Below are 24,228 nucleotides of genomic sequence, written 5' to 3'. Positions count from 1 at the left end.
GCGACCTGGAACGTCGTCCAGGATCATGGCCGGTATGACTGACGAACAGGGGATCGGCCGCCGTGCGGTGCTGTGCGGCGCCGGAATCGTCGGCGCGGCCGCGCTCGCGGGGTGCGGCGGTGACGGGGAGAAGTCCACGGAGGAACTCCGGGGCAAGGAGATCGCGAAGACCGCCGACATCCCGGTCGGCGGCGGAAAGATCTACGGCGGCGACAAGGTCGTGGTGACGCAGCCGAGCCAGGGCGCGTTCAAGGCGTTCACGGCGGTGTGCACGCACCAGGGCTGCACCGTCGGCTCGGTGACCGACGGGCTGATCAAGTGCGACTGCCACGGCAGCGAGTTCGCGATCGCGGACGGGTCGGTGCGGCGCGGCCCCGCGGACAAGCCGCTGAAGGAGTACCCGGTGCAGGTCAAGGGCGGGGGAATCGTCGTCGGCTGACCCGCCGGACACCCCCGAAATGGTTCGGAATTGAACCACTTCGGTCCGGTGTACGTGCTTCCTGGTGACGTACCGAATTCGAGATGTCACCGGAGGGCGAGAATGCCACAGGGGTCCGAGACGCGGTCGGACGGAGCGGAGCAGGCGCCGGGGAACGCCCCGGCCGGGGGGAACACCCGGAGGGGCCTGCTCATCGGGGCGGGTCTCGCGGGCATCGCCGGGCTGGCGGCTGCGTGCGGCGGGACCGACGACGGCGGCGAGGCGGGCGACTCGAACGGGTCGGGCGGCTCGACCGGCGGCGCCCGGCCGAACGGGGGCGGTCAGCCGCAGGGCGGGGGCAGGGAGATCGCGAAGACCGCCGACATCCCGGTCGGCGGCGGCAAGGTGTTCGAGGACGCCAAGGTCGTGGTGTGCCAGCCGGCCCAGGGCCAGTTCAAGGCGTTCTCGTCGGCCTGCACCCACCGCGGCTGCGCCGTCGGCTCGGTGTCCGACGGCACGATCAACTGCCACTGCCACGGCAGCAAGTTCAAGATCACCGACGGTTCGGTGGCGGCTCCGCCCGCCGACGAGCCGCTGCCGGAGAAGAAGATCACCGTGCAGGGCGACCAGATCATGCTCGCCTGAGCGTGTCCGGGCGCGCCGGGCGGCCCCCGCCGGGGGCGGCCCGGCCCTCCTGCTCCCTACCGTCCGCGTCTCGGCCGTCCTCCCATGGGGCGGCCTCGACACGCAGGCGGGGGAGCGCCTCGGGGTGGTGGCGGCGGATGTGGGAGATGAGATGCTCGCGCACGTCGCAGCGCAGGTCCCAGGTGCTGGCCGAGTCCGCCGCGCTCATCATCGCCAGCAGCGTGACCAGCCCGTTCGGCTGGACGTCCACGACCTGGAGCATCCAGTCGCGCCGGTCCCACAGCGGGTTGTCCCGGAGCGCGGCGTGCAGCTCGGTGCGCAGCTCCTCGATCGGCACCGACCAGTCGACGTGCAGCTCCACGGACCCGAGCAGCCGGGACGAGTGGCGGGTCCAGTTCTCGAACGGCTGCTCCGTGAAATGCGACACCGGGAAGATCATCCGCCGGTCGTCCCAGAGCCGCAGCACCACGTACGACAGGGTCAGCTCCTCGACCCGTCCCCAGTGGCCCTGCGTGACGACGACGTCGTCGAGCCGCAGCGCGTCGCTGAACGCCAGTTGCAGCCCGGCGAGCAGGTTGCCCAGCGTCGGCCGCGCCGCGATGCCGACGACCAGCCCCGCGACGCCCGCCGAGGCCAGCACCCCCGCGCCGACCGCGCGCACGCCGGGGAAGGTGAACAGCGCGGCGCCCACCGCCAGGACCACGATCAGCACGGCGGCGATCCGGCGCAGCAGCAGCATCTGCGTGCGGGCCCGCCGGGCGCGCCGGTTGCGGTCGCCCTCGATACGGGTCAGCCGGGCCAGCGGCGGGTCGGTCAACGCGTAGCCGATCCGCAGCACCAGCCAGGTCGTGGCGCCGATCGCCGCGATCCGCACCGCCTGCCCGACCGCGTCCTCCGCCTGGTCTCCGAGCATCCGGTACGGCATCGCCGCGCCGCCGCCCACCACGACCGCGAACGCGAACGCCGGCGCGGCCACGCGCCGGGCGACGCGACCGGCCCCCGGCCACCGCGCCGACAGCCGTCCCGCCAGCAGCCGGCGCCCCACCTCCACGACGATCACCGACGCGGCCACGACGGCCGCGAGGACGATCCATGCCCACAGTGCGGACACGTCCGCGACGACCCCCTTCCGTTCTGGGGACAACCTGCGTCCGACTCTCCCTTTCCGAATGTTTTGCGGACATGTGACCAGCGGAGGGAGACCTCCGTCACCCCGGCCCGCGAAGCGCGCCAGCACGGCGTGTCGGCCCCGCCCACTAGGCTTTTGAACGTGGCAGACCCGGCGACCTACCGACCCGCACCCGGCTCCATCCCCGAGTCTCCCGGCGTGTACCGGTTCCGCGACGAGCACGGCCGGGTCATCTACGTGGGCAAGGCCAAGAGCCTGCGGCAGCGCCTGAACTCCTACTTCGCCGACTTCTCCACGCTGCATCCCCGCACGCAGACCATGGTGCGGACCGCCGCGCGGGTCGACTGGACGGTCGTCGCCACCGAGGTCGAGGCGCTCCAGCTCGAATACTCCTGGATCAAGGAGTTCGATCCCCGGTTCAACGTCCGTTACCGCGACGACAAGTCGTATCCGTACCTCGCCGTCACCCTGAACGAGGACTTTCCGAGGGTGATGGTGATGCGCGGCGCGAAACGCAAGGGCGTGCGCTACTTCGGGCCGTACTCCCACGCGTGGGCGATCAGGGAGACGGTCGACCAACTGCTGCGCGTGTTCCCCGTCCGGACGTGCAGCGCGGGCGTGTTCAAACGGCAGCACCAGCTCGACCGTCCCTGCCTGCTCGGCTACATCGGCAAGTGCTCCGCGCCGTGCGTCGGCCGGGTCACCCCGGACGAGCACCGGCTCCTCGCCGAGGACTTCTGCGACTTCATGGCGGGCCACACCAGCCGGTTCATCAAACGCCTGGAGCGCGACATGCGGGAGGCCGCCGCGTCCCAGGAGTACGAGCGCGCCGCCCGGCTCCGCGACGACGTCCGCGCCCTGGAACGGGCCCTGGAGAAGCAGGCCGTCGTCCTCGCCGACACCACCGACTGCGACATGATCGCCTTCGCGGAGGACGAGCTGGAGGCGGCCGTGCAGGTGTTCTACGTGCGCGGCGGCCGGATCCGCGGGCAGCGCGGCTGGGTCGTCGACAAGGTCGAGGACGTCACCACCGCCGACCTGGTCGAGCATTTCCTCATCCAGATCTACGGCGAGAGCGAATCGGTTCCGCGGGAGGTGCTCGTCCCGGCGCTGCCTCCCGAGGAGGACGCGATGACCGAGCTGCTGTCGGAGCAACGCGGCGGGCCCGTCCGGCTACGGGTGCCGCGGCGCGGCGACAAGAAGGCCCTGCTGGAGACGGTCGCGCGCAACGCGCACGAGGCCCTCAAGCAGCACAAGACGCGCCGCGCGTCCGACCTCACCACCCGCAGCCGCGCCCTCCAGGAGATCCAGGAGGCGCTGGAGCTGGACGACGCCCCGCTGCGCATCGAGTGCTACGACGTGTCGAACCTCCAGGGCACCGACGTGGTCGCGTCGATGGTCGTGTTCGAGGACGGTCTGGCCCGCAAGAGCGAGTACCGCCGGTTCACGATCAAGGGCGTGCAGGGGCAGGACGACGTCCGTTCCATCCACGAGGTCATCACCCGCAGGTTCAAGCGCTACCTCGCCGAGAGCGAGAAGACGGGCGAACTCGACCACCTGGGCGACGCTCCCGGCGACGAGGGCGCGCACCAGCCGATCGACCCGGAGACCGGCAGGCCCCGAAAGTTCGCCTACCCGCCGAACCTGGTGATCGTCGACGGCGGTCCGCCGCAGGTCGCCGCCGCCCGGCGGGCCCTGGAGGAGCTCGGGGTCGACGACATCGACGTGTGCGGCATCGCCAAGCGGCTGGAGGAGATCTGGCTGCCCGGCGAGGACGACCCGGTGATCCTGCCGCGCAACAGCGAGGGGATGTTCCTCGTCCAGCGGGTCCGCGACGAGGCGCACCGGTTCGCGATCACGTTCCACCGGCAGCGGCGGTCGAAGTCGATGACGGTCAGCGAACTCGATAACGTTCCGGGTCTGGGTCCGGCGCGCAGGGCGGCGCTGCTGAAACACTTCGGGTCGCTGAAGCGGTTGAAGGACGCGACACCCGAGCAGGTCGCCGAGGTCCCGGGCATCGGGCGGCGCAGCGCCGAGGGGATCGTCGCCGCCCTGCACGGCGGCACGGGGCCGCGGGGGGACGCGGACGGGGAGCACACGGGGAGACCGACATGACCAGTGAGACGAAGATCCCGGACATTGTGATAGTCACCGGAATGTCCGGGGCGGGCCGCAGCACGGCGGCCAAATCCCTGGAGGACCTCGACTGGTTCGTGGTCGACAACCTGCCGCCGGGGCTGCTGGCGACGATGGCCGACCTCGGCGGCCGGGTGAAGGACGCCGTCCCGCGGATCGCCGTGGTCGTGGACGTGCGCAGCCGCGCCTTCACCGAGGACCTGCACTCCTCGATCGCCGAGCTGGAGGCGCGCGGCGTCCACCCGCGCGTGGTGTTCCTTGAGGCGAACGACGCCGACCTGGTGCGCCGGTTCGAGAGCGTCCGCCGCCCGCACCCGCTCCAGGGCGACGGCCGTCTCGTGGACGGCATCGCCCGCGAACGCGAACTCGTCCGCGAGGTCCGCGCCGAGGCCGACCTGGTGATCGACACCAGCGGGCTCAACGTGCACGAGCTCCGCAACAAGATCATCGGGTTCTTCGGCAACGACACCGGCGAGTCCAGCCTCCGCGCGACCGTCGTGTCGTTCGGCTACAAGTACGGCCTGCCCGTCGACGCCGACCTCGTCGTCGACTGCCGGTTCCTGCCGAACCCGCACTGGGTGCCGGAGCTGCGGCCGAAGACGGGCCGCGACTCCGCCGTCCGCGACTACGTCCTCGGGCAGCGCGGCGCCAAGGAGTTCCTCGACGCCTACGCCGAGGTGCTGCGTCTTCTCGCCGACGGGTACGAACGTGAGGGCAAGCACTACGTGACGCTGGCCGTGGGATGTACCGGCGGCAAACACCGTAGTGTTGCCATGGCGGAACAGATCGCCGCCCGGCTGCGGGACGAGGGCATCGAGGTGCAGGTCGCCCATCGTGACCTCGGCCGCGAGTAGACCCCTGCCCGGTTCCCGGGGCGGGGGCCGGATGAGGAAAGCAGGTTGGCGGCACGGTGAAGCCCCACGGCCCGAGAGTCGTCGCGCTCGGCGGCGGTCACGGCCTCTACGCCTCGCTGTCGGCGCTGCGCCGCGTCACCGACCGGCTGACGGCGATCGTCACGGTCGCCGACGACGGCGGGTCCAGCGGACGGCTGCGCCGCGAACTCGGCGTCCTCCCGCCCGGCGACCTGCGGATGGCGCTGGCCGCCCTGTGCGGCGACGACGAGTGGGGGCAGACGTGGCGGGACGTCGTCCAGCACCGCTTCCGCAGTGAGGGCGACCTCCAGGGGCACGCCGTCGGCAACGTCCTCATCGTCGCGCTGTGGGAGCTCCTCGGCCGGGAGGGCGCGGTCGCGGGGCTCGACTGGGTCGGGCGGCTGCTCGGCGCGCACGGCCGGGTCCTGCCGATGGCGTCCGTCCCGATGGACATCGTCGCCGAGGTGCGCGGCGCCGACCCGGCCCGTCCCGACGCGATCACCCATGTCAAGGGGCAGGTCGCGTGCGCGAAGACGCCCGGCACCGTGCTCGGCGTGTCGCTGGTCCCCGCCGACCCGCCCGCCTGTCCCGAGGCGCTCGCCGCGGTCGAGGACGCCGACTGGATCGTGTTCGGCCCCGGCTCCTGGTTCACCAGCGTCCTGCCGCACCTGAAGGTCCCGGCGCTGGCCCGCGCGCTGGTGTCGTCCCGGGCCCGCCGCGCCGTCGCGCTGAACCTGGCGCCGCAGCCCGGCGAGACCGACGACTTCTCGCCGCAGACCCATCTGGAGGTGCTGCGCGCCCACGCGCCCGACCTCAACGTGGACGTCGTCCTCGCCGACGCCGGTGTCGTCGACGACCCGGTGGCCCTCGACAAGGCCGTCCAGGAGATCGGTGGACGTCTCGTGCTCGCGGACGTCGCCGCCGACGACGGGTCGCCGCGTCATGAACCCGCCCGGCTGGCCCAAGCCTTCGACAAGATATTCAGCGAGTGACGTCCGGTGGCGTCGGGATCGGCGACACTGCTGGAAGTCCGATAGGGGGAGGGGTCCAACTCATGGCGATGACCGGTGTGGTCAAGGACGAGCTGAGCAGGCTCACGGTCATGAAGCCGTGCTGCCGCAAGGCCGAGGTCTCGACGCTGCTGCGCTTCGCGGGCGGCTTGCACCTGGTCAGCGGACGCATCGTGATCGAGGCCGAGATCGACACCGGCGTCGCCGCGCGCCGCCTGATCAAGGACATCTCGGAGGTGTTCGGGCACACCTCCGAGGTCGTGGTGCTCGCGCCGAGCGGCCTGCGCAAGGGCAACCGCTACGTCGTGCGCGTCTTCCGGGACGGCGAGTCGCTCGCCCGGCAGACCGGCCTCATCGACAGCAACGGCCGTCCGGTCCGCGGCCTGCCCCGGCACGTCGTCGCGGGCGCGGCCTGCGACGCCGAGTCCGCGTGGCGGGGCGCGTTCCTCGCGCACGGCTCGCTGACCGAGCCGGGCCGGTCCATGTCGCTGGAGGTGACGTGCCCCGGCCCGGAGGCCGCGCTCGCCCTGGTCGGCGCGGCCCGCCGGCTGAAGATCCACGCCAAGGCCCGGGAGGTCCGCGGCGTCGACCGCGTCGTCGTCCGCGACGGCGACGCGATCAGCGCGCTGCTCACCCGGCTCGGCGCCCACGACAGCGTCCTCGCGTGGGAGGAGCGCCGGATGCGCCGCGAGGTCCGCGCCACCGCCAACCGGCTCGCCAACTTCGACGACGCGAACCTGCGCCGCTCCGCCCGCGCCGCCGTCGCCGCCGGGGCCAGGGTCGCCCGCGCCCTGGAGATCCTCGGCGACGACGCGCCCGAGCACCTCGTCAACGCCGGACGGCTCCGGCTGGAGCACAAGCAGGCGTCCCTGGAGGAGCTCGGCCAGCTCGCCGATCCGCCGCTCACCAAGGACGCCATCGCGGGCCGCATCCGCCGACTCCTCGCCATGGCCGACAAGCGCGCCGGCGACCAGGGCATTCCCGGCACCGAGGCGAACCTGACCGCCGACATGCTCGCGCCCTGATCCCCGGCGGACCCGGCGCGGGGCCGACGGCGCCGCACCCACCGGTGTCAGGTCGCCCGCGGTTGATTGGATAGGGTCGGGGACAGGGGGATCCCCTGATCGACCGTAGGCGACAGTCCGGCCGTGGCCGGGCGACACGATGTGCGAGGAGAGCCGTTCCGTGACCATCCGAGTAGGCGTCAACGGGTTCGGCCGGATCGGCCGGAACTTCTACCGGGCCGTGAAGGCGTCCGGTGCCGACATCGAGATCGTGGCGGTCAACGACCTGACCGACACCGCCACGCTCGCCCGGCTGCTCAAGTACGACAGCATTCTCGGCCGCCTCCCCGAGGAGGTGAGCGCCACCGACACCGAGATCGTCGTCGGCGGCAAGGCGATCAAGGCGTTCGCCGAGCGCGACCCCGCGAACCTGAAGTGGAGCGAGGTCGGCGCCGACGTCGTCGTGGAGTCCACCGGCTTCTTCACCGACGCCACCAAGGCCAAGGTGCACGCCGACAACGGCGCCAAGAAGGTGATCATCTCCGCCCCGGCGAAGAACGAGGACGTCACCCTCGTCCTCGGTGTCAACGACGACGCCTACGACCCGGCGAACCACACGGTGATCTCCAACGCGTCCTGCACCACCAACTGCCTGGCCCCGCTGGCCAAGGTCCTGCACGACAGCTTCGTCATCGAGCGTGGCCTGATGACGACGATTCACGCCTACACGCAGGACCAGAACCTCCAGGACGCCCCGCACAAGGACCCGCGCCGCGCCCGCGCCGCCGCGCTGAACGTCGTGCCGACCTCCACCGGCGCCGCCAAGGCCATCGGCCTGGTGCTGCCCGAGCTGAAGGGCAGGCTCGACGGCTACGCGCTGCGCGTCCCGGTGCCGACGGGCTCCGCCACCGACCTCACCGTGACGCTGTCCCGCGAGGTGACGGTGGACGAGGTCAACGCGGCGTTCAAGGCGGCCGCCGAAGGCCCGCTGAAGGGCTACCTCACCTACACCGAGGACCCGCTCGTCTCCACCGACATCGTCACCGACCCGGCGTCCTGCATCTACGACTCCGGGCTGACCAAGGTCATCGGCGACCAGGTGAAGGTCGTCGGCTGGTACGACAACGAGTGGGGCTACTCCAACCGTCTCGTCGACCTCGTCAAGCTCGTCGGCGCGCAGCTCTGACCGAAGCCCTCGACGCCGTGGCCGCGCACCGCACCGCGCGGCCACGGCGCGGCCGTGTACGGAAGGACACCGCAACTCGATGCGCACCATTGACGACCTCGACGTCGCAGGTCGGCGCGTCCTCGTCCGCGCCGACCTGAACGTCCCCCTGGACGGCGGCGCGATCACCGACGACGGGCGGATCCGGGCGAGCCTCCCGACGATCGAGACGCTGCGGGCCGGGGGCGCCAGGGTCATCGTCTGCGCCCATCTCGGCCGTCCCAAGGGGAAGGCGAACCCCGAGTTCTCCCTCGCGCCCGTGGCGGCGCGGCTCGGCGAGCTGCTCGGCGCGGACGTCGCGTTCGCTTCGGACGTCGTCGGCGACTCCGCCCGCGCGACCGTCGACGCGCTCGCCGACGGCGACGTCGCGCTGTTGGAGAACCTTCGCTTCGAACCGGGCGAGACCAGCAAGGACGACGCCGAGCGCGGCGCCTTCGCCGACCGGCTCGCCGCCCTCGCCGACCTCTACGTCGGGGACGGGTTCGGCGCGGTTCACCGCCGGCACGCGTCGGTGTACGACGTGCCCGGTCGGCTCCCGCACGCCGCGGGCGGGCTGATCGCCACCGAGGTCGGGGTGCTGAAGCGGCTCACCGAGCACGTCGAACGGCCCTACGCGGTCGTGCTCGGCGGCTCGAAGGTGTCCGACAAGCTCGGCGTCATCGACAACCTGCTCGGCAAGGCCGACCGCATCCTCATCGGCGGCGGCATGGTGTTCACCTTCCTCAGGGCGCAGGGCCACGAGGTCGGCACGAGCCTCCTCGAAGAGGATCAGCTCGACACCGTCCGCGACTACCTGCGGCGCGCCGAGGACACCGGCGTGGAGTTCGTGCTCCCCGTCGACGTCGTCGCCGCCACGGCGTTCTCCGCCGACGCCGACCACGGCGTCGTGGCCGCCGACGCGATTCCGTCCGACCGGATGGGCCTCGACATCGGCCCCGAGTCCGGCGAGCTGTTCGCCGCGCGCCTCGCCGACGCCCGCACGGTGTTCTGGAACGGCCCGATGGGCGTGTTCGAGATGAAGCCCTACGAGCACGGCACCCGCGCCGTCGCGCAGGGTCTCATCGACTCCGGCGCGTTCACGGTGGTCGGCGGCGGCGACTCCGCCGCGGCCGTCCGGCGGCTCGGCTTCGACGAGGCCGCCTTCTCCCACATCTCGACCGGCGGCGGTGCCAGCCTCGAATACCTCGAAGGCAAGACGCTGCCCGGCCTGCAGGCCCTGGAGGACTGACCGATGGCCCCCGCGAGCCCCGCCCGCAAACCGCTGATGGCGGGCAACTGGAAGATGAACAACAACCACCTTGAGGCGATCGCGCTCGTCCAGAAGCTGGCGTTCGCGCTCAAGGAGGCCGACTACGACGCGGTGGACGTCGCCGTGCTGCCGCCGTTCACCGCGATCCGCTCCGTGCAGACGCTGATCGAGGCCGACAAGTACCCGATCCAGTACGGCGCGCAGGACGTTTCCCCGCACGCCTCCGGCGCCTACACCGGCGAGATCTCCGCGGCGATGCTCGCGAAGCTGCGCTGCGGCTACGTCGTCGTGGGGCACTCCGAGCGCCGCCAGTACCACGCCGAGGACGACGCGCTCGTCAACGCCAAGGCCAAGGCCGCGCTCGGCGCCGACCTCACCCCGATCCTGTGCGTGGGCGAGGGGCTGGAGGTCCGCAAGGCGGGCGGGCACGTTCCGCACGTCCTCGCGCAGGTGGACGGCGGCCTGGAGAAGATCACCGCCGACCAGGTCCGGCGCCTCGTGATCGCTTACGAGCCGGTGTGGGCGATCGGCACCGGGGAGGTCGCCACCCCCCAGGACGCGCAGGAGGTCTGCGCCGCGATCAGGACGCGGCTCGCCGAGCTGTACGACGGCGGAGTGGCCGACGAGGTGCGTATCCTGTACGGCGGTTCGGTGAAGGGCGACAACGTCGCCAAGCTCATGGCGCAGGACGACGTGGACGGCGCCTTGGTCGGTGGTGCCAGCCTGGACCCGGGTGAGTTCGTCAAGATCTGCCGGTATCGGGATCTTCCCGTCTGATCTTCTTGATCAATTCGGGGTGAACCGGGGGTTCGTGCCGAACCAGCGGCCGGTTCGTCGTACCCTTCGTAGCTGACGGGTAAACCGCCCGGCCTGGTCCACCGTCCTGAACTACAGACCGTCCTGAACTAGAGACAAGGCGCTGAAATCGTGATCCTCGCATCGTCTATCGTGCTCATCGTCACGAGCCTGCTGATGGTCGTCCTCGTCCTCATGCACAAGGGCAAGGGCGGCGGCCTGTCCGACATGTTCGGCGGCGGCGTCTCGTCGTCCCTGGGCGGCTCGTCTGTGGTGGAACGCAACCTCGACCGGCTGACGATCGCCATCGGCGTGCTGTGGTTCGCCTCGATCGTCGTGCTCGGCCTGCTGTTCAAGGGCGACGCCTGAGACATCCGTCTCGACACCAAAGCGAACGCCGCGCCGTCCCAGCAGGAGGTAACGGGCGGCGGCGGAAGACCAAACGAGGAGTACTCCGTGGGTAGTGGCAACGCGATTCGGGGCAGCCGTGTCGGGGCCGGTCCGATGGGAGAGGCGGAACGTGGTGACGCCGCCCCCCGCGTGTGGGTGACCTTCTACTGCGCCAACCGGCACGAGACCCGCCCCAGCTTCGCGACCGACGTGGCGGTCCCCGAGACCTGGGACTGCCCGCGCTGCGGGTTCCCCGCCGGTCAGGACTCGGAGAACCCTCCGGCGCCGCCGAAGACCGAGCCGTACAAGACGCACCTCGCGTACGTGAAGGAGCGCCGCAGCGACGAGGACGGCGAAGCCATCCTCGAAGAGGCCCTGGCCAAACTCCGCCAGAAGCGCGCGGCTGTGAAGAAGGCCCTGGAAGCGGCTCGTTAGTTCTTGCATTTCTCTCCTCCTTCGGCCTCGGCGGGCCTCCATCGTCGAGAAACGCGGCGCGATCGCTGGCATCGCTCCGGCTCGCCTGGCCGCTCGCTGCGCGATCAGGTTCTCGCGAGCTCGAACCCGCCTTCGGACGCGATCGCAGTGGTCGGGGTCGTTGCGGGGTTGCGGTGGGGCTGGGGGCATGCCTTGAGTCGTGTTCTTCCCTGTGCGGGCTTCGCGCGGGGAAGGACAGGACTCGGTATGCTTGCCAATACGCGACTGGCGCAGTCAAGGTGGAGTCGACCACCGGGGAGCGAGCCGTCCGAACACCGCGCGCCTGGGTGTGCGGGCCCCTGACACCGGGGTGCCCGAGATCCCGGTGCGAGCAGTGCGGAGGCAACCGATATGCACGAACCGCCCGTTCCCCATCTGCGTGGCCAGGACCCTGAGATCGCGGGGCTCGTCGAGGACGAGGCGCGCCGCCAGTTCGAGAAGCTGCGGCTCATCGCGTCGGAGAACTATGTTTCGCCCGCGGTTTTGGAGGCCGCCGGGACGGTCCTGACCAACAAGTACTCCGAGGGGTACGCCGGGAAGCGGTACTACGAGGGTCAGCAGATCGTGGACCCGATCGAGACGCTGGCCGTCGACCGGGCGAAGGAAGTGTTCGGTGTCGAGCACGCCAACGTCCAGCCGTATTCGGGGTCGCCCGCGAACCTCGCCGTGTACATGGCGTTCCTGGAGCCCGGCGACCCGGTGATGGGCCTGTCGCTGCCGATGGGCGGGCACCTGACGCACGGCTGGTCGGTGTCGGCGACCGGGAAGTGGTTCCGTCCCGTCCGGTACGACGTGCGCGCCGACACGGGCCGGATCGACCTCGACCAGGTCCGCGACCTGGCGCTCAAGGAGCGGCCGAAGCTGATCTGGTGCGGCGGCACCGCGATCCCCCGGACGATCGACTTCCCGGCGTTCGCGGAGATCGCCCGGGAGGTCGGCGCGGTGCTGGCCGCCGACATCGCGCACATCGCGGGACTGATCGCGGGCGGCGCGCATCCGTCGCCGGTCGGCCACGCCGACGTGATCACCACGACGACGCACAAGACGCTGCGCGGCCCGCGCGGCGCGATGGTCATGTCGACGGCCGAGCACGCGAAGGCGGTCGACAAGGCCGTGTTCCCGGGGCTTCAGGGCGGGCCGCACAACCACACGACCGCGGCGATCGCGGTCGCGCTGCGGGAGGCGGCGCAGCCGGACTTCGCCGCGTACGCGCGGCAGGTCGTCGCGAACGCCAAGGCCCTCGCCGCCGCGCTCCTGGACCGCGGCTACGACCTGATCTCCGGCGGCACCGACAACCACCTCATCCTCATCGACCTGACCAACAAGGGCATCGGTGGCAAACCCGCCGCGCAGGCCCTCGACCGCGCCGGGATCGAGCTGAACTACAACGCCGTTCCGTTCGACCCGCGCAAGCCGTTCGACCCGTCCGGGCTGCGGGTCGGCACCGCCGCGATCACCACCCGCGGGCTCGGTGAGGACCTGATGCCGCGGGTCGCGGCATGGATGGACGAGGTCGTGCAGGCGGCGGCGAAGCAGGACGAGAGCGTCGTCGAGCGGGTCGCCGGACAGGTCCGGGAGCTGCTCGCGTCCTACCCGATGCCCGGGTGGACGGCCACGCCCTGACGGTCACGCCCCCCGCAGGATCGTGATCATTCGCCAGGCGGCGGGGTCGGTGAGCGCCACGGCGTGCTCACCGGCCCCGAAGTCGCCGTACCGGGCGACCACGTTCAGGTCGCCCGCGAGGCGGATCACCGCGTCCAGTTCCGTCGCCGTCCAGAACCGGTAGGGGACGACGTCGCGCAGCACCCGCGTCCCGTCCGGGCCTGTGATGGTCATCGTGACGTGGTCGTCGGCGATCTGGGTGACCGGGTCGAGCACGTCGCCGGGCTCGCCCCACCGGACGGTGGCGCGGACGCCGCCGCGCTCGACCTGCCAGCCCGTGCTGACGGTCGGTTCGTCGGTGAGGCGGTCACGCGGATGCGACATCTCCACGATGTAGAGGCCGCCGGGGGACAGGTGCGCGGCGACGCGGCGCAGGTGCGCGACGAACGCGTCCAGCGTCATCAGGTGCGACGTCGAGTCCAGCATGGTCACGACCAGGTCGAACCGGCGGCCCAGGTCGAACCGGGTCATGTCGTCCTCGACGACGGTCACGTCGACGCCGTCGCGTGCCGCCTCCCGGGACGCGTGGGCGCACATCGCCGGGTTCAGGTCGAGCGCGGTCGCGGCGACGCCGCGACGGGCGAACTCCCGGGCGTGCTCGGCGGGCCCCGCCGCCAGCTCCAGCACCGAGTCCGGCTTCAGCCGGTTCTCGGCGCACCAGTCGAGCAGGGCGTCCACCTCGGCGGACACGTCGCGGAACGAGCACGCCAGAGCGTACGCCCACGGATCGTCATAGATGCCGCTCACCCGCCCATCCTGCCAGCGCGCCGCCGGTGTCACGTGATCGCCACGTCATCGTGCGCCCGGGGTTTCACATTTCGGCGGGGGCTTGAGCCGCCCGGTCCGACCGCCTAGCGTGCGGTAAGTGATCGACCCCGTGAGCGGTGAGCATGTCAATGACCGACCTCCGCCAGGTCCGTCAGCGACCCGGCTCCCGCTGCTGCTCCCCGGTACCCTCAGCGACGATCAGCGCACCGTCTACGAGGCGGTGACCGGTGGTCCGCGTACGCAGGGCCGGGTTCCGCCCGCCGCGGTCGCCGACAGGTTCGGACGTCTGCTCGGCCCGTTCAACGCCATGCTGTACAGCCCGTCGGTCGGGTTGCCGTTGCAGGATCTCGGCGCCGCGCTGCGGTTCCGTACCGCGTTCACCAGACGCGAGCGGGAGATCGCGATCCTGGTCGTCGCCGCGCATCTGCGCTCCGACTACGAATGGCACGCGCACGAGCTGGTCGGGCGCCGCGCCGGGCTCGCCGACGACGAGATGGCCGCGCTTCGCGAGGGCCGCGCGCCGATGCTCGCCGACGTCCGGGAACGCGTCGTGTACGAGGCGGTCCGGCAGCTCGTCGCCGAGGACGACCTCGGCGACGCGGTGTTCACCGAGGCGGCGACGACGCTCGGCCGTCCCGCCGTCGTGGAACTGGTCACGCTCGTCGGCTACTACCGGGCGCTGGCGTTGCACCTGCGCGTGTTCCGGGTCGGTGTCCCGGACGGCGAGGCCGCGCCCGCCTGGCCCGCTGTGGAGGACGGAGATGAGTGAGGTGCTGCGGACGGTCCGGCTCGTGCTGCATCCGGTGTCGATGGCCGACCACGCCGCGTTGCTGACGCACTGGACGGGCCCGCTCGTCCGGCGCCACCTGTTCGACGACCGGTTGATCTCCGCCGTCCAGGTCGCCGAGATCATCGACGCCAGCGAGCGGGACTTCGCCACCGAGGGCTACGGGCTGTGGGCGCTGCGGCCGGCGAGCCGCTGGTCCGGCGGGATCGACGGCGTGCCGGGTCCGGACGCGGCCGGGCCCGGTGAGCCGCTGGTCGGCGTGGCGGGGCTCAGCCACCACGACGGGCCCCTCGGCCACGGCGTCGACGTGGAGATCCTCTACAGCCTGGAACCCGACCGGTGGGGCCAGGGCCTCGCCGCCGAGGCGTCCCGCGCGGTCCTCGACTACGCGTTCGGGGTGGTCGGCGTGCACCGGGTCACCGCGGAGATCGACATGGCGAACCCGGCGTCGGCGGAGATCGCTCTGCAACTCGGGATGCGCCGCCGCCCGGACGGCCCCGCCGGGCCCGACGGCGCCGCCTACTACGCGGCCGAACGTTCCCGCTGGGTCGGCTCCCGCCGCATCGTCGACGCCGTCCCCTAACGCCGGACGAGGTCCTGGACGTCCCCGTACGAGGGTGTGCGGCGTTCGGCGTCCTGCCCGGTCACGTGGAGCGCCGCCGCGACCGTGGCGCGCAACGCCTCGCGGAACAGCAGCGACCCCGTGCTCACGCGGTGGACGCCGAGGCGCGCCATCCGCTCGTACTCGGTCTTGCCCGGGATGAACAGCACGTTCAGCGGCACGCCCGCCACGTCGAGGACGGCGCGGATGTCGGCGTCGTCCACGATGCCGGGCACGAACACCCCGTCCGCGCCCGCCTCCGCGTACGCGCGGACCCGCCGCAGCGTCTCGTCCCGGTCCGGGTCGCCGAGCCAGAACGTGTCGGTGCGGGCGTTCAGGAACACCTGCGGCGCGGCCCGCTTCACCGCCGAGATGAGCGTGGTCTGGTGGTCGAGCGGCGCGAGCGTCCCGTCGGCGCGGCCGTCCTCCAGGTTGATCCCGGCGATGCCGAACGAGGCGAGTTCGGTGACGAGTTCGGCGACGTCCCCGATCCGCTCGGAGAAGCCGCCCTCGATGTCGACGGTGACCGGCACGGGCAGGCGGGCGAGGATGCTGGCGAGCGCGATGGTCTCGTCGCGGGTGCCGCCCGCCGCGTCGATCTTCCCGGCCGCGGCGGCGACGCCGAGGCTCGTCGTCCCGATCGCGGGGAACCCGGCCTCGACGAGCGCCGCGCCGCTCGCGAAGTCCCACGCGTTCGGCAGCAGCAGCGGACGGTCACCGTGATGCAGATCGTGGAACCTCACGGGTCGGCCTCCGTTCCGGACGGGCCGTCGCGAACGAACTCCGGCGGCCAGGTGGGGACGTTCCCGCCGGTCGGGATCGAAACGGGCGGGCGTCCCGAATCTAGGGCCGGGTCGTTTCGTCGTCCGCCGAAGCGTCGACGGGCCCGCCGCGCCAGGTGGGGAAGGGACGGCGGCCGACGGCCACGTCGAAGGCGGCGCGGGCGAGCAGGCGGGTGGAGTCGAGCGTCGGCAGCGGCGAGTCGCCGGGCGTCACCAGCAGCGGTATCTCGGTGCAGACGAGCGCGACGGCGTCGCAACCGCGTTCGGCGAGCCGCTCGATGACACGGACGTACTCGCGCCGCGACTCCACGGTGAACACGCCGTTGACCAGTTCGGCGAAGATGATCCTGTTGACGGTCTCCCGGTCGTCGGCGTCCGGGACCCGCGCCTCGATGCCGCGGGCGGCGAGCTCGCGGGGGTAGACGGGGCCGTCCATGGTGTAGCGGGTGCCGAGGACGCCGACGCGGGTGCGGCCGTCCCGGGCGGCCTGTTCGGCGACGACCCGCGCGATGTGCAGGCCCGGCAGCGGCAGGTCGTCGCCGGGACGTTCGAGCGCCATGTGCGCGGTGTTGTCCGGGCAGACGAAGAAGTCGGCGCCCGCCGCCGCGAGCCGCCGGGCGTTCTCGTCGAAGGTCGCCCGGATCGAGTCGTGGTCTCCGGCGTCCCACGCGGGCATGCTCCGCGCCATCGCGGTGAGGTCGAGCGTCACGTCCGGGTGGTCGTCGGGGCCCAGTTCGCGGAACCCTTCCTGGCAGAAGGTGCGCAGGCACAGCGCGGCGCCCTCCATGCTGTGGGCGAGGATGCCGAGATGCTTCATGCTCCAGTCCCCGTTCGGTGTGGCGAACACTCGTCCATTAGCATGAACAATCACGGCTGGGTTCGTCAAACCGAACATGTGGACTTCTGGAGCGAACGATGGGAAACGCCGACCTGATCGCGGTGATCGCCGCGTCCCTCCGGCGGGAGCGGGAGCGCGCCGGGCTGTCACAGACGGAACTGGCCCGCCGCGCCGGTCTCGCCAAGTCGACGCTGTCCCAACTGGAGGCGGGCACCGGCAACCCGAGCGTCGAGACGCTGTGGGCGCTCGGCACGGCCCTGGACGTCCCGTTCAGCCGTCTCGTCGACCCGCCCCGGGTGCCCGTTCACGTGATCCGCGCGGGGGAGGGCCCGGCCGCCCACTCCGACCAGGCCGACTACACGACCACGCTGCTCGCGTCCTGCCCGCCGAACGCCCGCCGCGACCTCTACCGCGTCACCGCCCAGCCCGGCGCCCGCCGAGTCTCCGACCCGCACCCGCCGGGCACGGTGGAACACGCCGTCCTCAGCACCGGCCGCGCCCTGGTCGGCCCGTCGGACGACCCGATCGAGCTCGCCCCCGGCGACTACATCACCTACCCCGGCGACGCCCCCCACGTGTTCGAGGCCCTCACCCCCGGCACCTCCGCGATCTTCCTCATGGAGCACGTCTAGACGGTGCGGTAGTGGGTGGTCAGGCGCCGGTCGTCGTTCAGGACGTGGAACGCCACACCCGGGGGAGCGTCATGGGAGGCGATGCCGCCCTCCTCACCGGGCAGCTTCAGCGTGGACGCCACTCCCGGCGCGACGAGCAGCGGGCGTCCGGCGAACGTCGTGACCGCCGCCGTGTGCGCGTGCCCGCACAGCAAGGCCACGACCTGCGGATGCCGCGCGACGACCGCGGCCAGCCGTTCCTCGCCGAACTGCCTGATCCGGTCCACGTACGGGATGCCCAGCGGCACCGGCGGATGGTGGAAACACACGAAGGTGGGAGCATCGGGTTCTCCGGAAAGACACCGGTCGAGCCAGTCGATCGTCTCCTCGACGAGGAACCCGTGGTCCTCCCCGGGAACCGTGGAGTCGCACATGGCGAACACCGCGCCCGCCACCCTGTGAACCTGGTTGATCGGCCCGTCATCCGGCGGCTCGTCCAGGAGCACCTCCCGGTACGGGCCCCGCACGTCGTGGTTGCCGGGGCACATCAGCACCGGGTGCGGGGACCGCAGCACCTCCCGCGCCTGCCGGTACTCGGCGGGCGCGCCATGGTCGGCGATGTCACCCGTGACGAGAACGGCGTCGAGCGGCACGGCGTTCACACGCTCCATGACCCATGCCGCCCGTTCGCGGCGGTGATCACCGCCGTTCAGATGCGTGTCGCTGAGCTGGGCGAAAACAAGCATGCCGCGAAATCTAGGCGGCCACCGGACCACGGTTAAGATCCGGTCTCATGCCGAAAAGTTGGGCCGGTTCGGGGATCGACCTTCATCTGGACCTCGACACGTCCGGTGGCCGCCGGACGGGCCTCGAACGCGCCCTCCGCGCCGCGATCCGGAGCGGGCGGCTCGCCCCCGGCGACACCGTCCCGTCGACCCGTGTCCTCGCCGCCCAGCTCCGCCTCTCGCGCGGCACGGTCACCGCCGCCTACGACCAGCTGACGGCCGAGGGCTATCTGACGACCGTCCCCGGCTCCGGCACGAAGGTCGCGGAGATCACCTCCGCGCCCCACGACGCACCTGGCGCGCGGGGTGCGGCCGAACCCGTCCACAACCTCCTGCCGGGACGCCCCGACCTCAGCGCGTTCCCCACGCGGGCGTGGCTGCGCTCGACCCGCCGCGTCCTCGGCGCCGCGCCGCCCGAGGCGTACGCGCTCGGCGACCCGCGCGGCCGTCCCGAACTGCGCGAGGCGCTGGCCGTCTACCTCGGACGGGCACGCGGCGTCCACGCCGACCCGGACCGGATCGTCGTCACGTCCGGGTACGCGCAGTCCCTCGGCCTGCTCGCCGAAGTCCTCTTCGACACCGGTACCACGACGATCGCGATGGAGGAACCGGGCCACCCGTTCCATCGCGAGATCGTCCGCAACCACGGACCGAAGATCGTCCCGCTGCCCGTGGACGACCTCGGCGCCCGCCCCGAGCCGGGCCTGGCGGGCGCGGCCGTCCTCACCCCGGCGCACCAGTACCCGTACGGCGCGACCCTCCACCCCGACCGTCGCCACGCTTTCACCGCCTGGGCCCGCGCCACCGGCGCGACGATCGTCGAGGACGACTACGACGGCGAGTTCCGCTACGACCGCCACCCGGTCGGCGCCCTCCAGGGCATGGCACCCGGCCACGTCGTCTACGCCGGGACCACGTCCAAGACCCTCGCCCCGGCGATGCGCCTCGCCTGGCTGGTCCTGCCCGCCCATCTGGTCGAACCCGTCACGGAGGCCAAACGTCTCGCCGACGCGCACACCCAGTCGCTCGGACAGCTCGTCCTCGCCGACCTCCTCGGCACGCACGCCTACGACCGGCACGTCCGCGCGTCCCGGCTCCGCTACCGGCGCCGCCGCGACCTGCTGCTGGCGGCGCTTCGCGACCGCGCCCCCCACGTCCGTGTGCAAGGCATCGCCGCCGGGCTGCACGCCCTCGTCCTCCTCCCGGACGACGGCGCCACCGAGCCCGAGATCGTGGAGCGCGCCACTAGACTCGGCCTCGCCCTGTTGCCGCTCCGCGACCACTGGCAGAACCCGTCCGACCGCCCACAGGGCTTCGTCATCGGTTACAGCACCCCGGTCGGCTCCGCCTATCCCACCGCCCTGGACGCCCTCTGCCGCGCCTTGTGAAGACTCAGGGCCAGCGCCGCGGACCTCGGGGCGTGCCGTCCAAGTAGGCGAGCACGGCCCGCACGCGCCGGTGGCCGGAATCGTCCGGGGCCAGGCCGAGCTTGGCGAAGATGTTGCCGATGTGCTTGTGGACGGCGTTGTCCGAGATCCGCATCCGCTCGGCGATGGTGGCGTTGTCGTGGCCCTGCGCCATGAGCGCGAGCGACTCCCGCTCGCGCGGTGTGAGGCCGTCCAGGGGGTCCCCGGAGCGGCGCGCGAGGAGTTGGGCGACCACCTCGGGATCCATCGCGGTGCCTCCGGCGGCGACACGGCGCAGGGCGTCGACGAACTCGGCGACCCGGCCGACGCGGTCCTTGAGCAGGTAGCCGATGCCGCCACGGCCGTCCGACAGCAGCTCCCCGGCGTAGTCGCGTTCGACGTACTGCGACAGCACGAGGATCGGCAGCGCGCCGTGCTCGCGGCGGGCCCGCAGCGCGGCGTGGATGCCCTCGTCGCGGAACGTCGGCGGCAGCCGCACGTCCACGATGGCGATGTCGGGCCGGTGTTCGGCGACGGCGTCGAGGAACGCCTCGCCGTCACCGACGACCGCGGCGACCTCGCAGCCCTTCGACGCAAGCAGCAGCTCAAGGCCGCTGGACAGCAGCACGTTGTCCTCGGCGATCACGACCCGCACGACGCCTCCCGAACGATCACTGTGCGCACGGTATCCGGACGGTGAGCGTGGTGGGCCCGCCCGGCGGACTGTCGAGCCGGACGGCGCCGTCCAGCGCGGCGACCCGCCGCCGTATCCCGATGATCCCGGTGCCGCGCGCCTCGTCGGCGCCGCCCCGCCCGTCGTCGGTGACCTCGATGGACAGTTCGCCGTCCGCGCGGTCGACCCGGACGGCCGCACGCGTGGCGTGGGCGTGCTTGGACACGTTCGTCAGCGCCTCGGCGATCACGTAGTAGGCCACCGCCTCCACGCCCGCCGGGAGCGTGCCCAGCTCGCCGAGCCCGACGCGGACCGGCACGCCCGACCCGGCGGCCAGCGCCGTCAACGCCCCGTCGAGCCCCCGGTCGGCGAGGATCGGCGGGTAGATCGTCTGGAGCACCGCGCGGAGCTCCGCCATCGCCTCCTCCGCTGTGTCGTGCGCCCGCTCGATCAGCGCCGCGACGGCGTCCGGGTCGTCGGCGAGCGTCTCGCGGGCGATGCCGAGCTGCATGGCGATGGACACCAGGCGCGCCTGCGTGCCGTCGTGCAGATCGCGTTCGATCCGCTGGAGTTCGGTGCCATGGGCGTCGACCACGCCGACCCGGCTCCTGGTCAGCACGTCCACCCGTTCGGTCAGGCGTTCGCGGGCGGACGGCGCGAGCACCGCCAGGCACATCCGCGCGTGGAGCCGCGCCATCACCGGAAGCACCCACCAGGCCGCCGCACCGAGCGCGGCGATCTGGACAACGCCCCCGACCAGCGCGGTCGCCCAGTCGCCCACCTGCATCTCGACGAACAAGGTGGGCCGCTCATCGGCGGGAAACGCCCACCACAGCGGCAACGCCACCGCAGCGACCACGATGTTGCCCAGGCACAGCAGCGCGGCCAGCCCGAACGAGAGCCCGACGGCAACGTGCGCGGGCGTCCACAGAACGGCCCGCCGCCCGCCCGACCACCCATCTGCCGGAACGCCGAGCAGCTTCCCGGCCCGTCGCCGGTGCCATGTCGCCCAGCCTCGGGCCGCCGCCGGGACGAGCATCACCGGCAGAGCCACCACCGTGGCGACGGCGGTGGCCAGCGTCCCCAGCAGGTAGGACGAACCAGCGAGCGCGCGGCTGCCCATTCACACCCCCATGACCTCGATCGGAGCATCATTGTCGACCGACCGTCGCCGCAGGACACTACAGCGGGCTGTAGCAAGGAACCTGCGGCCGGCTGTATCTGCGCGAAACCCCCGCCGCAGTAGCGTCCCTGACCATGGAATTCGTACGGAGAGCCCTGATCTCGGGTCTTGTCCTGACCACCCTTTCAACGACCGTCACCGCCCCGGCCGCGGCCGCGACCCACGGCGGTCCGTCCCCGCTCCGCTGGAAGCGCTGCGCCCAGGGCGCCGATGACATTCTCGGCAAGAAGCTCGACCGGGCGGGCGCGCGATGCGCGAAGCTCACCGTACCGCTCGACCACTCCGAGCCCGGCGGCCGCACCATCGAGTTGGCGATGTCCCGCCTCCCCGCCAAGGACCGCGCCCATCGCATCGGCACCCTGGTCCTCAACAGCGGCGGTCCCGGGGAGCCCACGCTGGGCATGCCCCTGGAGACGCACGCGGCCATGAAGGACGTCGCCGCCCGCTACGACATCGTCGGCCTGGACCCGCGATTCGTCGGACGCAGCACGCCCCTCGACTGCGGCTGGCCCATCGGCCTGTGGCTCCGCTCCGCCGGCTCGACCCGCGCCGGCTTCGACCACCAGGTGGCCGTCCAGCGCGACCTGGCCGAACGCTGCGCGCAACGGCACGCGGGCGTCCTCCCGTACGTCAACACGCGCGACACGGCCCGCGACCTCGACCTCGTCCGCCGTGCGCTCGGGGAGCGCCGGATCTCCTTCCTCGGCTACTCCTACGGCGCCTACCTGGGCGCGGTGTACACCCAGATGTTCCCCGGCCGCACCGACCGCCTCGTCCTGGACAGCGCGGGCGACCCGAACGAGTGGGGTCCCCGCGCCACACAGGGCACCGAGGACGAGGCGGAGAACGCGCTCCACGGCTGGGCCGCCTGGGCCGCCGAGCGCCACGCCACCTACGGCCTGGGCGCCACGACCACCCGCGTCCTGGCCACCGTGCACAAGATCGTCGCCACCGCGGAAACCGACCCGCTGAGAGTCGGCCCCTACGAACTGGACGACCAGGTGATCCCTTACCTGCTCTCCGTGGGCTCCGGCAACGACCGCCCCGATGCCCGCGCGGAGTTCGCCACCACCGTCAAGACCCTGAACGAGGCCGCCCACGGACGTCCAGCCGACCCGAGCCCCGAACTCGATGGGTTCCTCACGTTCGTGCTGACCCCTGCCGGCTCCCCGCTGGCGAGCCCGACCGCCGCGATCACCTGCGGTGACCGCGCCGCGCCACGCGACCCCGAAACCTACTGGAACGACATCCAGCGCAGCCGCGCACGCCACCCCCTCTTCGGCCCCCTCAAGCAGAACATCTGGCCCTGCGCGTTCTGGCCGAACCCGCCACGCGAGCGTCCGACCCAGGTCGGCAACCCGACCCCCGCCCTGATCGTGTCCGCCACCGGCGACCCCGCCACGACCTACGAGGGCAGCAAGGCCATGCACCGCGTCATGACCGGCTCCCGCCTCCTGACCCTCCGCGACACCACCGCCCACGGCATCTACGGCGAGTACGCCGACCCCTGCGTGGACGCCAAGGTCAACACCTACCTCGCCACCGGCACCCTCCCCACCACCGACCAGTCCTGCTGACCGCGCGTTCAGCGGCGTCGGACGGCGGTGATCGTCTCGGGTGTAGGTCCATTTCCAGTCGAAGCGCCCACGGCCGGGCTCGTCGAAGGACGTGCGCGGCGGTCTTGTCCAGGCCGGGGGACAGGACGTGACCCTGGCCGTGGCCGATGACGGTGTTAGGGTGCGCGGCATAGACCGATCATGAAACGGGGTGGCGGACATGGCGTGTCGGATCGGCGCACTTGTGCTCGACTGCCGGGACCCGGAGGCGCTGGCCGAGTTCTGGTGCGAGGTGCTCGGGTATGTGGTGCTGGACCGGGACGACGGTGATGTGGAGATCGGTCCACCGGAGGGCTCCGGTGGTCTCCAGCCGACGCTGCTGCTGAGTCGTGGCGACGATGTCAAGACGGGCAAGCTGCCGCTGCATATCGACGTCAACGCGACGGATCGGGATCAGGACGCCGAGCTGGAACGCCTGCTGGCGGCGGGTGCGCGGCACGCCGACGTCGGGCAGACCGGGGAGGAGAGCTGGTTCGTTCTCGCCGACCCTGAGGGGAACGAGTTCTGCCTGCTCCAGACTCGCCTTAGTTGATCGTCGGGGCGTCGCGCGGTCGCCGCCGCCGGGCTCGGGCCGGGTCAGGCCGGGGCGTAGCGGGCGAGGACGAGGTGCCGGCCGGGCAGCGGCTCCGAGTCCAGCAGCTGGAGCCGGACGGGTGACGGGCCGCCGAACAATGGGGTTCCGCCGCCGAGAAGGGACGGGCCGATCATGATGTGGAGTTCGTCGACCAGGCCCGCGGACAGCAGGTCGTGCCACAGAGTGCGGCTGCCGAACATCAGGATCTCCTTGCCCGGCTCGTTCTTCAGCTCGATGACGCGGGCGTGCGCGTCGGCGCGTTCGACGATCTCCGTGTTGGGCCAGGGCGCCGTCCGGTCGGGGGTGAGCGTGTCGGAGACGACGACCTTGTCGATGGCGTCGTTGAGCCGGGAGATCTCACGTTCGACGGCGGGGGCGGACGGGTCGTCGGCGACGGGCGGCCAGTAGGTCTTGAAGCCCTCGTAGGTGTCGCGGCCCAGCAGGAGGGTGTCGGCGGCGCGGAGGCGTGCGGCGTTGTACTCGTCGAACGCCTCGTGGAAGGGCAGGGCCATGACGTCCTTGCCCGGACCCTCGTAGAAGCCGTCCAGCGAGATGATGTTGACGACGATCAGCTTTCGCATGGTTTTCTCCCTCG

The 24,228-nt window shown here is 71.9% G+C and carries 26 protein-coding genes and 1 riboswitch; of the genes, 18 read left to right on the top strand and 8 right to left on the bottom strand.

The genetic code is table 11. The features are described 5' to 3' along the window. Positions 1-34 precede the first annotated feature (34 nt). Both D0T12_RS17990 and D0T12_RS17985 read left to right on the top strand, forming a co-directional pair. Positions 35-439, top strand: a complete 405-nt coding sequence (locus D0T12_RS17990; RefSeq protein ID WP_117400752.1) for a Rieske (2Fe-2S) protein — start codon at positions 35-37, stop codon at positions 437-439. 102 nt (positions 440-541) lie between these two features. Beyond that, positions 542-1,063, top strand: a complete 522-nt coding sequence (locus D0T12_RS17985; RefSeq protein WP_117400751.1) for a Rieske (2Fe-2S) protein — start codon at positions 542-544, stop codon at positions 1,061-1,063. On the opposite strand, the gene D0T12_RS17980 is transcribed toward D0T12_RS17985, so the two are convergent. Next, on the bottom strand, positions 1,050-2,207 hold the full coding sequence (locus D0T12_RS17980; protein WP_158581524.1) for a mechanosensitive ion channel family protein: 1,158 nt from the start codon (positions 2,205-2,207) through the stop codon (positions 1,050-1,052). The genes D0T12_RS17985 and D0T12_RS17980 overlap by 14 nt on opposite strands. 126 nt (positions 2,208-2,333) lie before the next feature. On the opposite strand from D0T12_RS17980, the gene uvrC reads away from it, so the two are divergent. The 10 genes from uvrC to D0T12_RS17930 all read left to right on the top strand — a co-directional run bounded on the left by uvrC (position 2,334) and on the right by D0T12_RS17930 (position 12,970). Beyond that, positions 2,334-4,307 (top strand): excinuclease ABC subunit UvrC, encoded by a 1,974-nt coding sequence (gene uvrC / locus D0T12_RS17975; RefSeq protein ID WP_117400749.1) that lies wholly within the window; start codon positions 2,334-2,336, stop codon positions 4,305-4,307. Next, on the top strand, positions 4,304-5,182 hold the full coding sequence (rapZ, locus tag D0T12_RS17970) for an RNase adapter RapZ (RefSeq protein WP_117400748.1): 879 nt from the start codon (positions 4,304-4,306) through the stop codon (positions 5,180-5,182). The genes uvrC and rapZ overlap by 4 nt, the downstream gene beginning before the upstream one ends. Positions 5,183-5,238: 56 nt before the next feature. Continuing rightward, positions 5,239-6,192 carry a gluconeogenesis factor YvcK family protein gene (locus tag D0T12_RS17965; protein ID WP_117400747.1) on the top strand — a complete coding sequence of 318 codons (954 nt, stop codon included), beginning with the start codon at positions 5,239-5,241 and terminating at the stop codon, positions 6,190-6,192. A gap of 62 nt (positions 6,193-6,254) precedes the next feature. After that, entirely contained in the window at positions 6,255-7,235 is a 981-nt protein-coding gene (gene whiA / locus D0T12_RS17960; RefSeq protein ID WP_117400746.1) for a DNA-binding protein WhiA, read from the top strand. A gap of 160 nt (positions 7,236-7,395) precedes the next feature. Then, on the top strand, positions 7,396-8,400 hold the full coding sequence (gene gap / locus D0T12_RS17955) for a type I glyceraldehyde-3-phosphate dehydrogenase (RefSeq protein ID WP_117400745.1): 1,005 nt from the start codon (positions 7,396-7,398) through the stop codon (positions 8,398-8,400). Between the two features lie 79 nt (positions 8,401-8,479). Beyond that, entirely contained in the window at positions 8,480-9,667 is a 1,188-nt protein-coding gene (locus tag D0T12_RS17950; RefSeq protein ID WP_117400744.1) for a phosphoglycerate kinase, read from the top strand. A gap of 3 nt (positions 9,668-9,670) precedes the next feature. Next, positions 9,671-10,465: a triose-phosphate isomerase gene (tpiA, locus tag D0T12_RS17945; RefSeq protein ID WP_117400743.1), complete on the top strand. Its 795-nt coding sequence runs from the start codon at positions 9,671-9,673 to the stop codon at positions 10,463-10,465. Between the two features lie 150 nt (positions 10,466-10,615). Next, entirely contained in the window at positions 10,616-10,852 is a 237-nt protein-coding gene (gene secG, locus D0T12_RS17940) for a preprotein translocase subunit SecG (RefSeq protein WP_117400742.1), read from the top strand. Positions 10,853-10,939: 87 nt separating this feature from the next. Continuing rightward, a complete protein-coding gene (locus D0T12_RS17935) occupies positions 10,940-11,308 on the top strand; it encodes an RNA polymerase-binding protein RbpA (protein ID WP_117400741.1) in 369 nt (122 codons plus the stop codon). A gap of 250 nt (positions 11,309-11,558) precedes the next feature. Beyond that, positions 11,559-11,643, top strand: a riboswitch (ZMP/ZTP riboswitch). A 55-nt stretch (positions 11,644-11,698) separates the two neighbouring features. Beyond that, positions 11,699-12,970: a serine hydroxymethyltransferase gene (locus tag D0T12_RS17930; protein WP_117400740.1), complete on the top strand. Its 1,272-nt coding sequence runs from the start codon at positions 11,699-11,701 to the stop codon at positions 12,968-12,970. A 3-nt stretch (positions 12,971-12,973) separates the two neighbouring features. Here D0T12_RS17930 and D0T12_RS17925 read toward each other — a convergent pair whose 3' ends face one another. Next, positions 12,974-13,756 (bottom strand): class I SAM-dependent methyltransferase, encoded by a 783-nt coding sequence (locus tag D0T12_RS17925; RefSeq protein WP_117400739.1) that lies wholly within the window; start codon positions 13,754-13,756, stop codon positions 12,974-12,976. A 118-nt stretch (positions 13,757-13,874) separates the two neighbouring features. Between D0T12_RS17925 and D0T12_RS17920 the strand changes: the two genes are divergently transcribed. Together D0T12_RS17920 and D0T12_RS17915 are read left to right on the top strand one after the other, a co-directional pair. Further along, positions 13,875-14,546, top strand: coding sequence for a carboxymuconolactone decarboxylase family protein (locus tag D0T12_RS17920; protein ID WP_117400738.1), 672 nt, complete (start codon positions 13,875-13,877; stop codon positions 14,544-14,546). Then, a complete protein-coding gene (locus D0T12_RS17915; RefSeq protein ID WP_117400737.1) occupies positions 14,539-15,147 on the top strand; it encodes a GNAT family N-acetyltransferase in 609 nt (202 codons plus the stop codon). The genes D0T12_RS17920 and D0T12_RS17915 overlap by 8 nt, the downstream gene beginning before the upstream one ends. Here the strand turns inward: D0T12_RS17915 and D0T12_RS17910 are convergent. Together D0T12_RS17910 and D0T12_RS17905 are read right to left on the bottom strand one after the other, a co-directional pair. Then, entirely contained in the window at positions 15,144-15,908 is a 765-nt protein-coding gene (locus D0T12_RS17910; protein WP_117400736.1) for an isocitrate lyase/PEP mutase family protein, read from the bottom strand. The genes D0T12_RS17915 and D0T12_RS17910 overlap by 4 nt on opposite strands. Positions 15,909-16,008: 100 nt before the next feature. After that, the gene (locus D0T12_RS17905) at positions 16,009-16,764 is read right to left on the bottom strand and encodes an aspartate/glutamate racemase family protein (RefSeq protein ID WP_117401092.1); all 756 of its coding nucleotides are present in this window, start codon (positions 16,762-16,764) and stop codon (positions 16,009-16,011) included. Positions 16,765-16,862: 98 nt separating this feature from the next. On the opposite strand from D0T12_RS17905, the gene D0T12_RS17900 reads away from it, so the two are divergent. Next, a complete protein-coding gene (locus tag D0T12_RS17900; protein ID WP_117400735.1) occupies positions 16,863-17,417 on the top strand; it encodes a helix-turn-helix domain-containing protein in 555 nt (184 codons plus the stop codon). Here D0T12_RS17900 and D0T12_RS17895 read toward each other — a convergent pair. Beyond that, entirely contained in the window at positions 17,414-18,142 is a 729-nt protein-coding gene (locus D0T12_RS17895; protein WP_117400734.1) for a phosphodiesterase, read from the bottom strand. The two genes, D0T12_RS17900 and D0T12_RS17895, sit on opposite strands and share 4 nt — an antisense overlap. A 47-nt stretch (positions 18,143-18,189) precedes the next feature. Here D0T12_RS17895 and pdxR point away from each other — a divergent pair, with 47 nt between their 5' ends. Beyond that, a complete protein-coding gene (gene pdxR / locus D0T12_RS17890) occupies positions 18,190-19,569 on the top strand; it encodes a MocR-like pyridoxine biosynthesis transcription factor PdxR (protein WP_117400733.1) in 1,380 nt (459 codons plus the stop codon). A 4-nt stretch (positions 19,570-19,573) separates the two neighbouring features. On the opposite strand, the gene D0T12_RS17885 is transcribed toward pdxR, so the two are convergent. Continuing rightward, positions 19,574-20,242: a response regulator transcription factor gene (locus D0T12_RS17885; RefSeq protein WP_117400732.1), complete on the bottom strand. Its 669-nt coding sequence runs from the start codon at positions 20,240-20,242 to the stop codon at positions 19,574-19,576. 16 nt (positions 20,243-20,258) lie between these two features. Next, positions 20,259-21,383 (bottom strand): sensor histidine kinase, encoded by a 1,125-nt coding sequence (locus D0T12_RS17880; protein ID WP_117400731.1) that lies wholly within the window; start codon positions 21,381-21,383, stop codon positions 20,259-20,261. A gap of 134 nt (positions 21,384-21,517) precedes the next feature. Between D0T12_RS17880 and D0T12_RS17875 the strand changes: the two genes are divergently transcribed. Beyond that, positions 21,518-23,020, top strand: coding sequence for an alpha/beta hydrolase (locus tag D0T12_RS17875; protein WP_117400730.1), 1,503 nt, complete (start codon positions 21,518-21,520; stop codon positions 23,018-23,020). Between the two features lie 199 nt (positions 23,021-23,219). Then, a complete protein-coding gene (locus D0T12_RS17870; RefSeq protein WP_117401091.1) occupies positions 23,220-23,591 on the top strand; it encodes a VOC family protein in 372 nt (123 codons plus the stop codon). A 44-nt stretch (positions 23,592-23,635) separates the two neighbouring features. Here D0T12_RS17870 and D0T12_RS17865 read toward each other — a convergent pair whose 3' ends face one another. Then, positions 23,636-24,214: a dihydrofolate reductase family protein gene (locus D0T12_RS17865; protein ID WP_117400729.1), complete on the bottom strand. Its 579-nt coding sequence runs from the start codon at positions 24,212-24,214 to the stop codon at positions 23,636-23,638. Between the last annotated feature and the right edge of the window lie 14 nt (positions 24,215-24,228).

Source organism: Actinomadura spongiicola (genome assembly GCF_003432485.1).
In the GTDB taxonomy this organism is placed as follows: domain Bacteria; phylum Actinomycetota; class Actinomycetes; order Streptosporangiales; family Streptosporangiaceae; genus Spirillospora; species Spirillospora spongiicola.
Note: the sequence above shows the minus strand (reverse complement) of the source record. Positions and strands in the feature narration are given on the sequence as shown.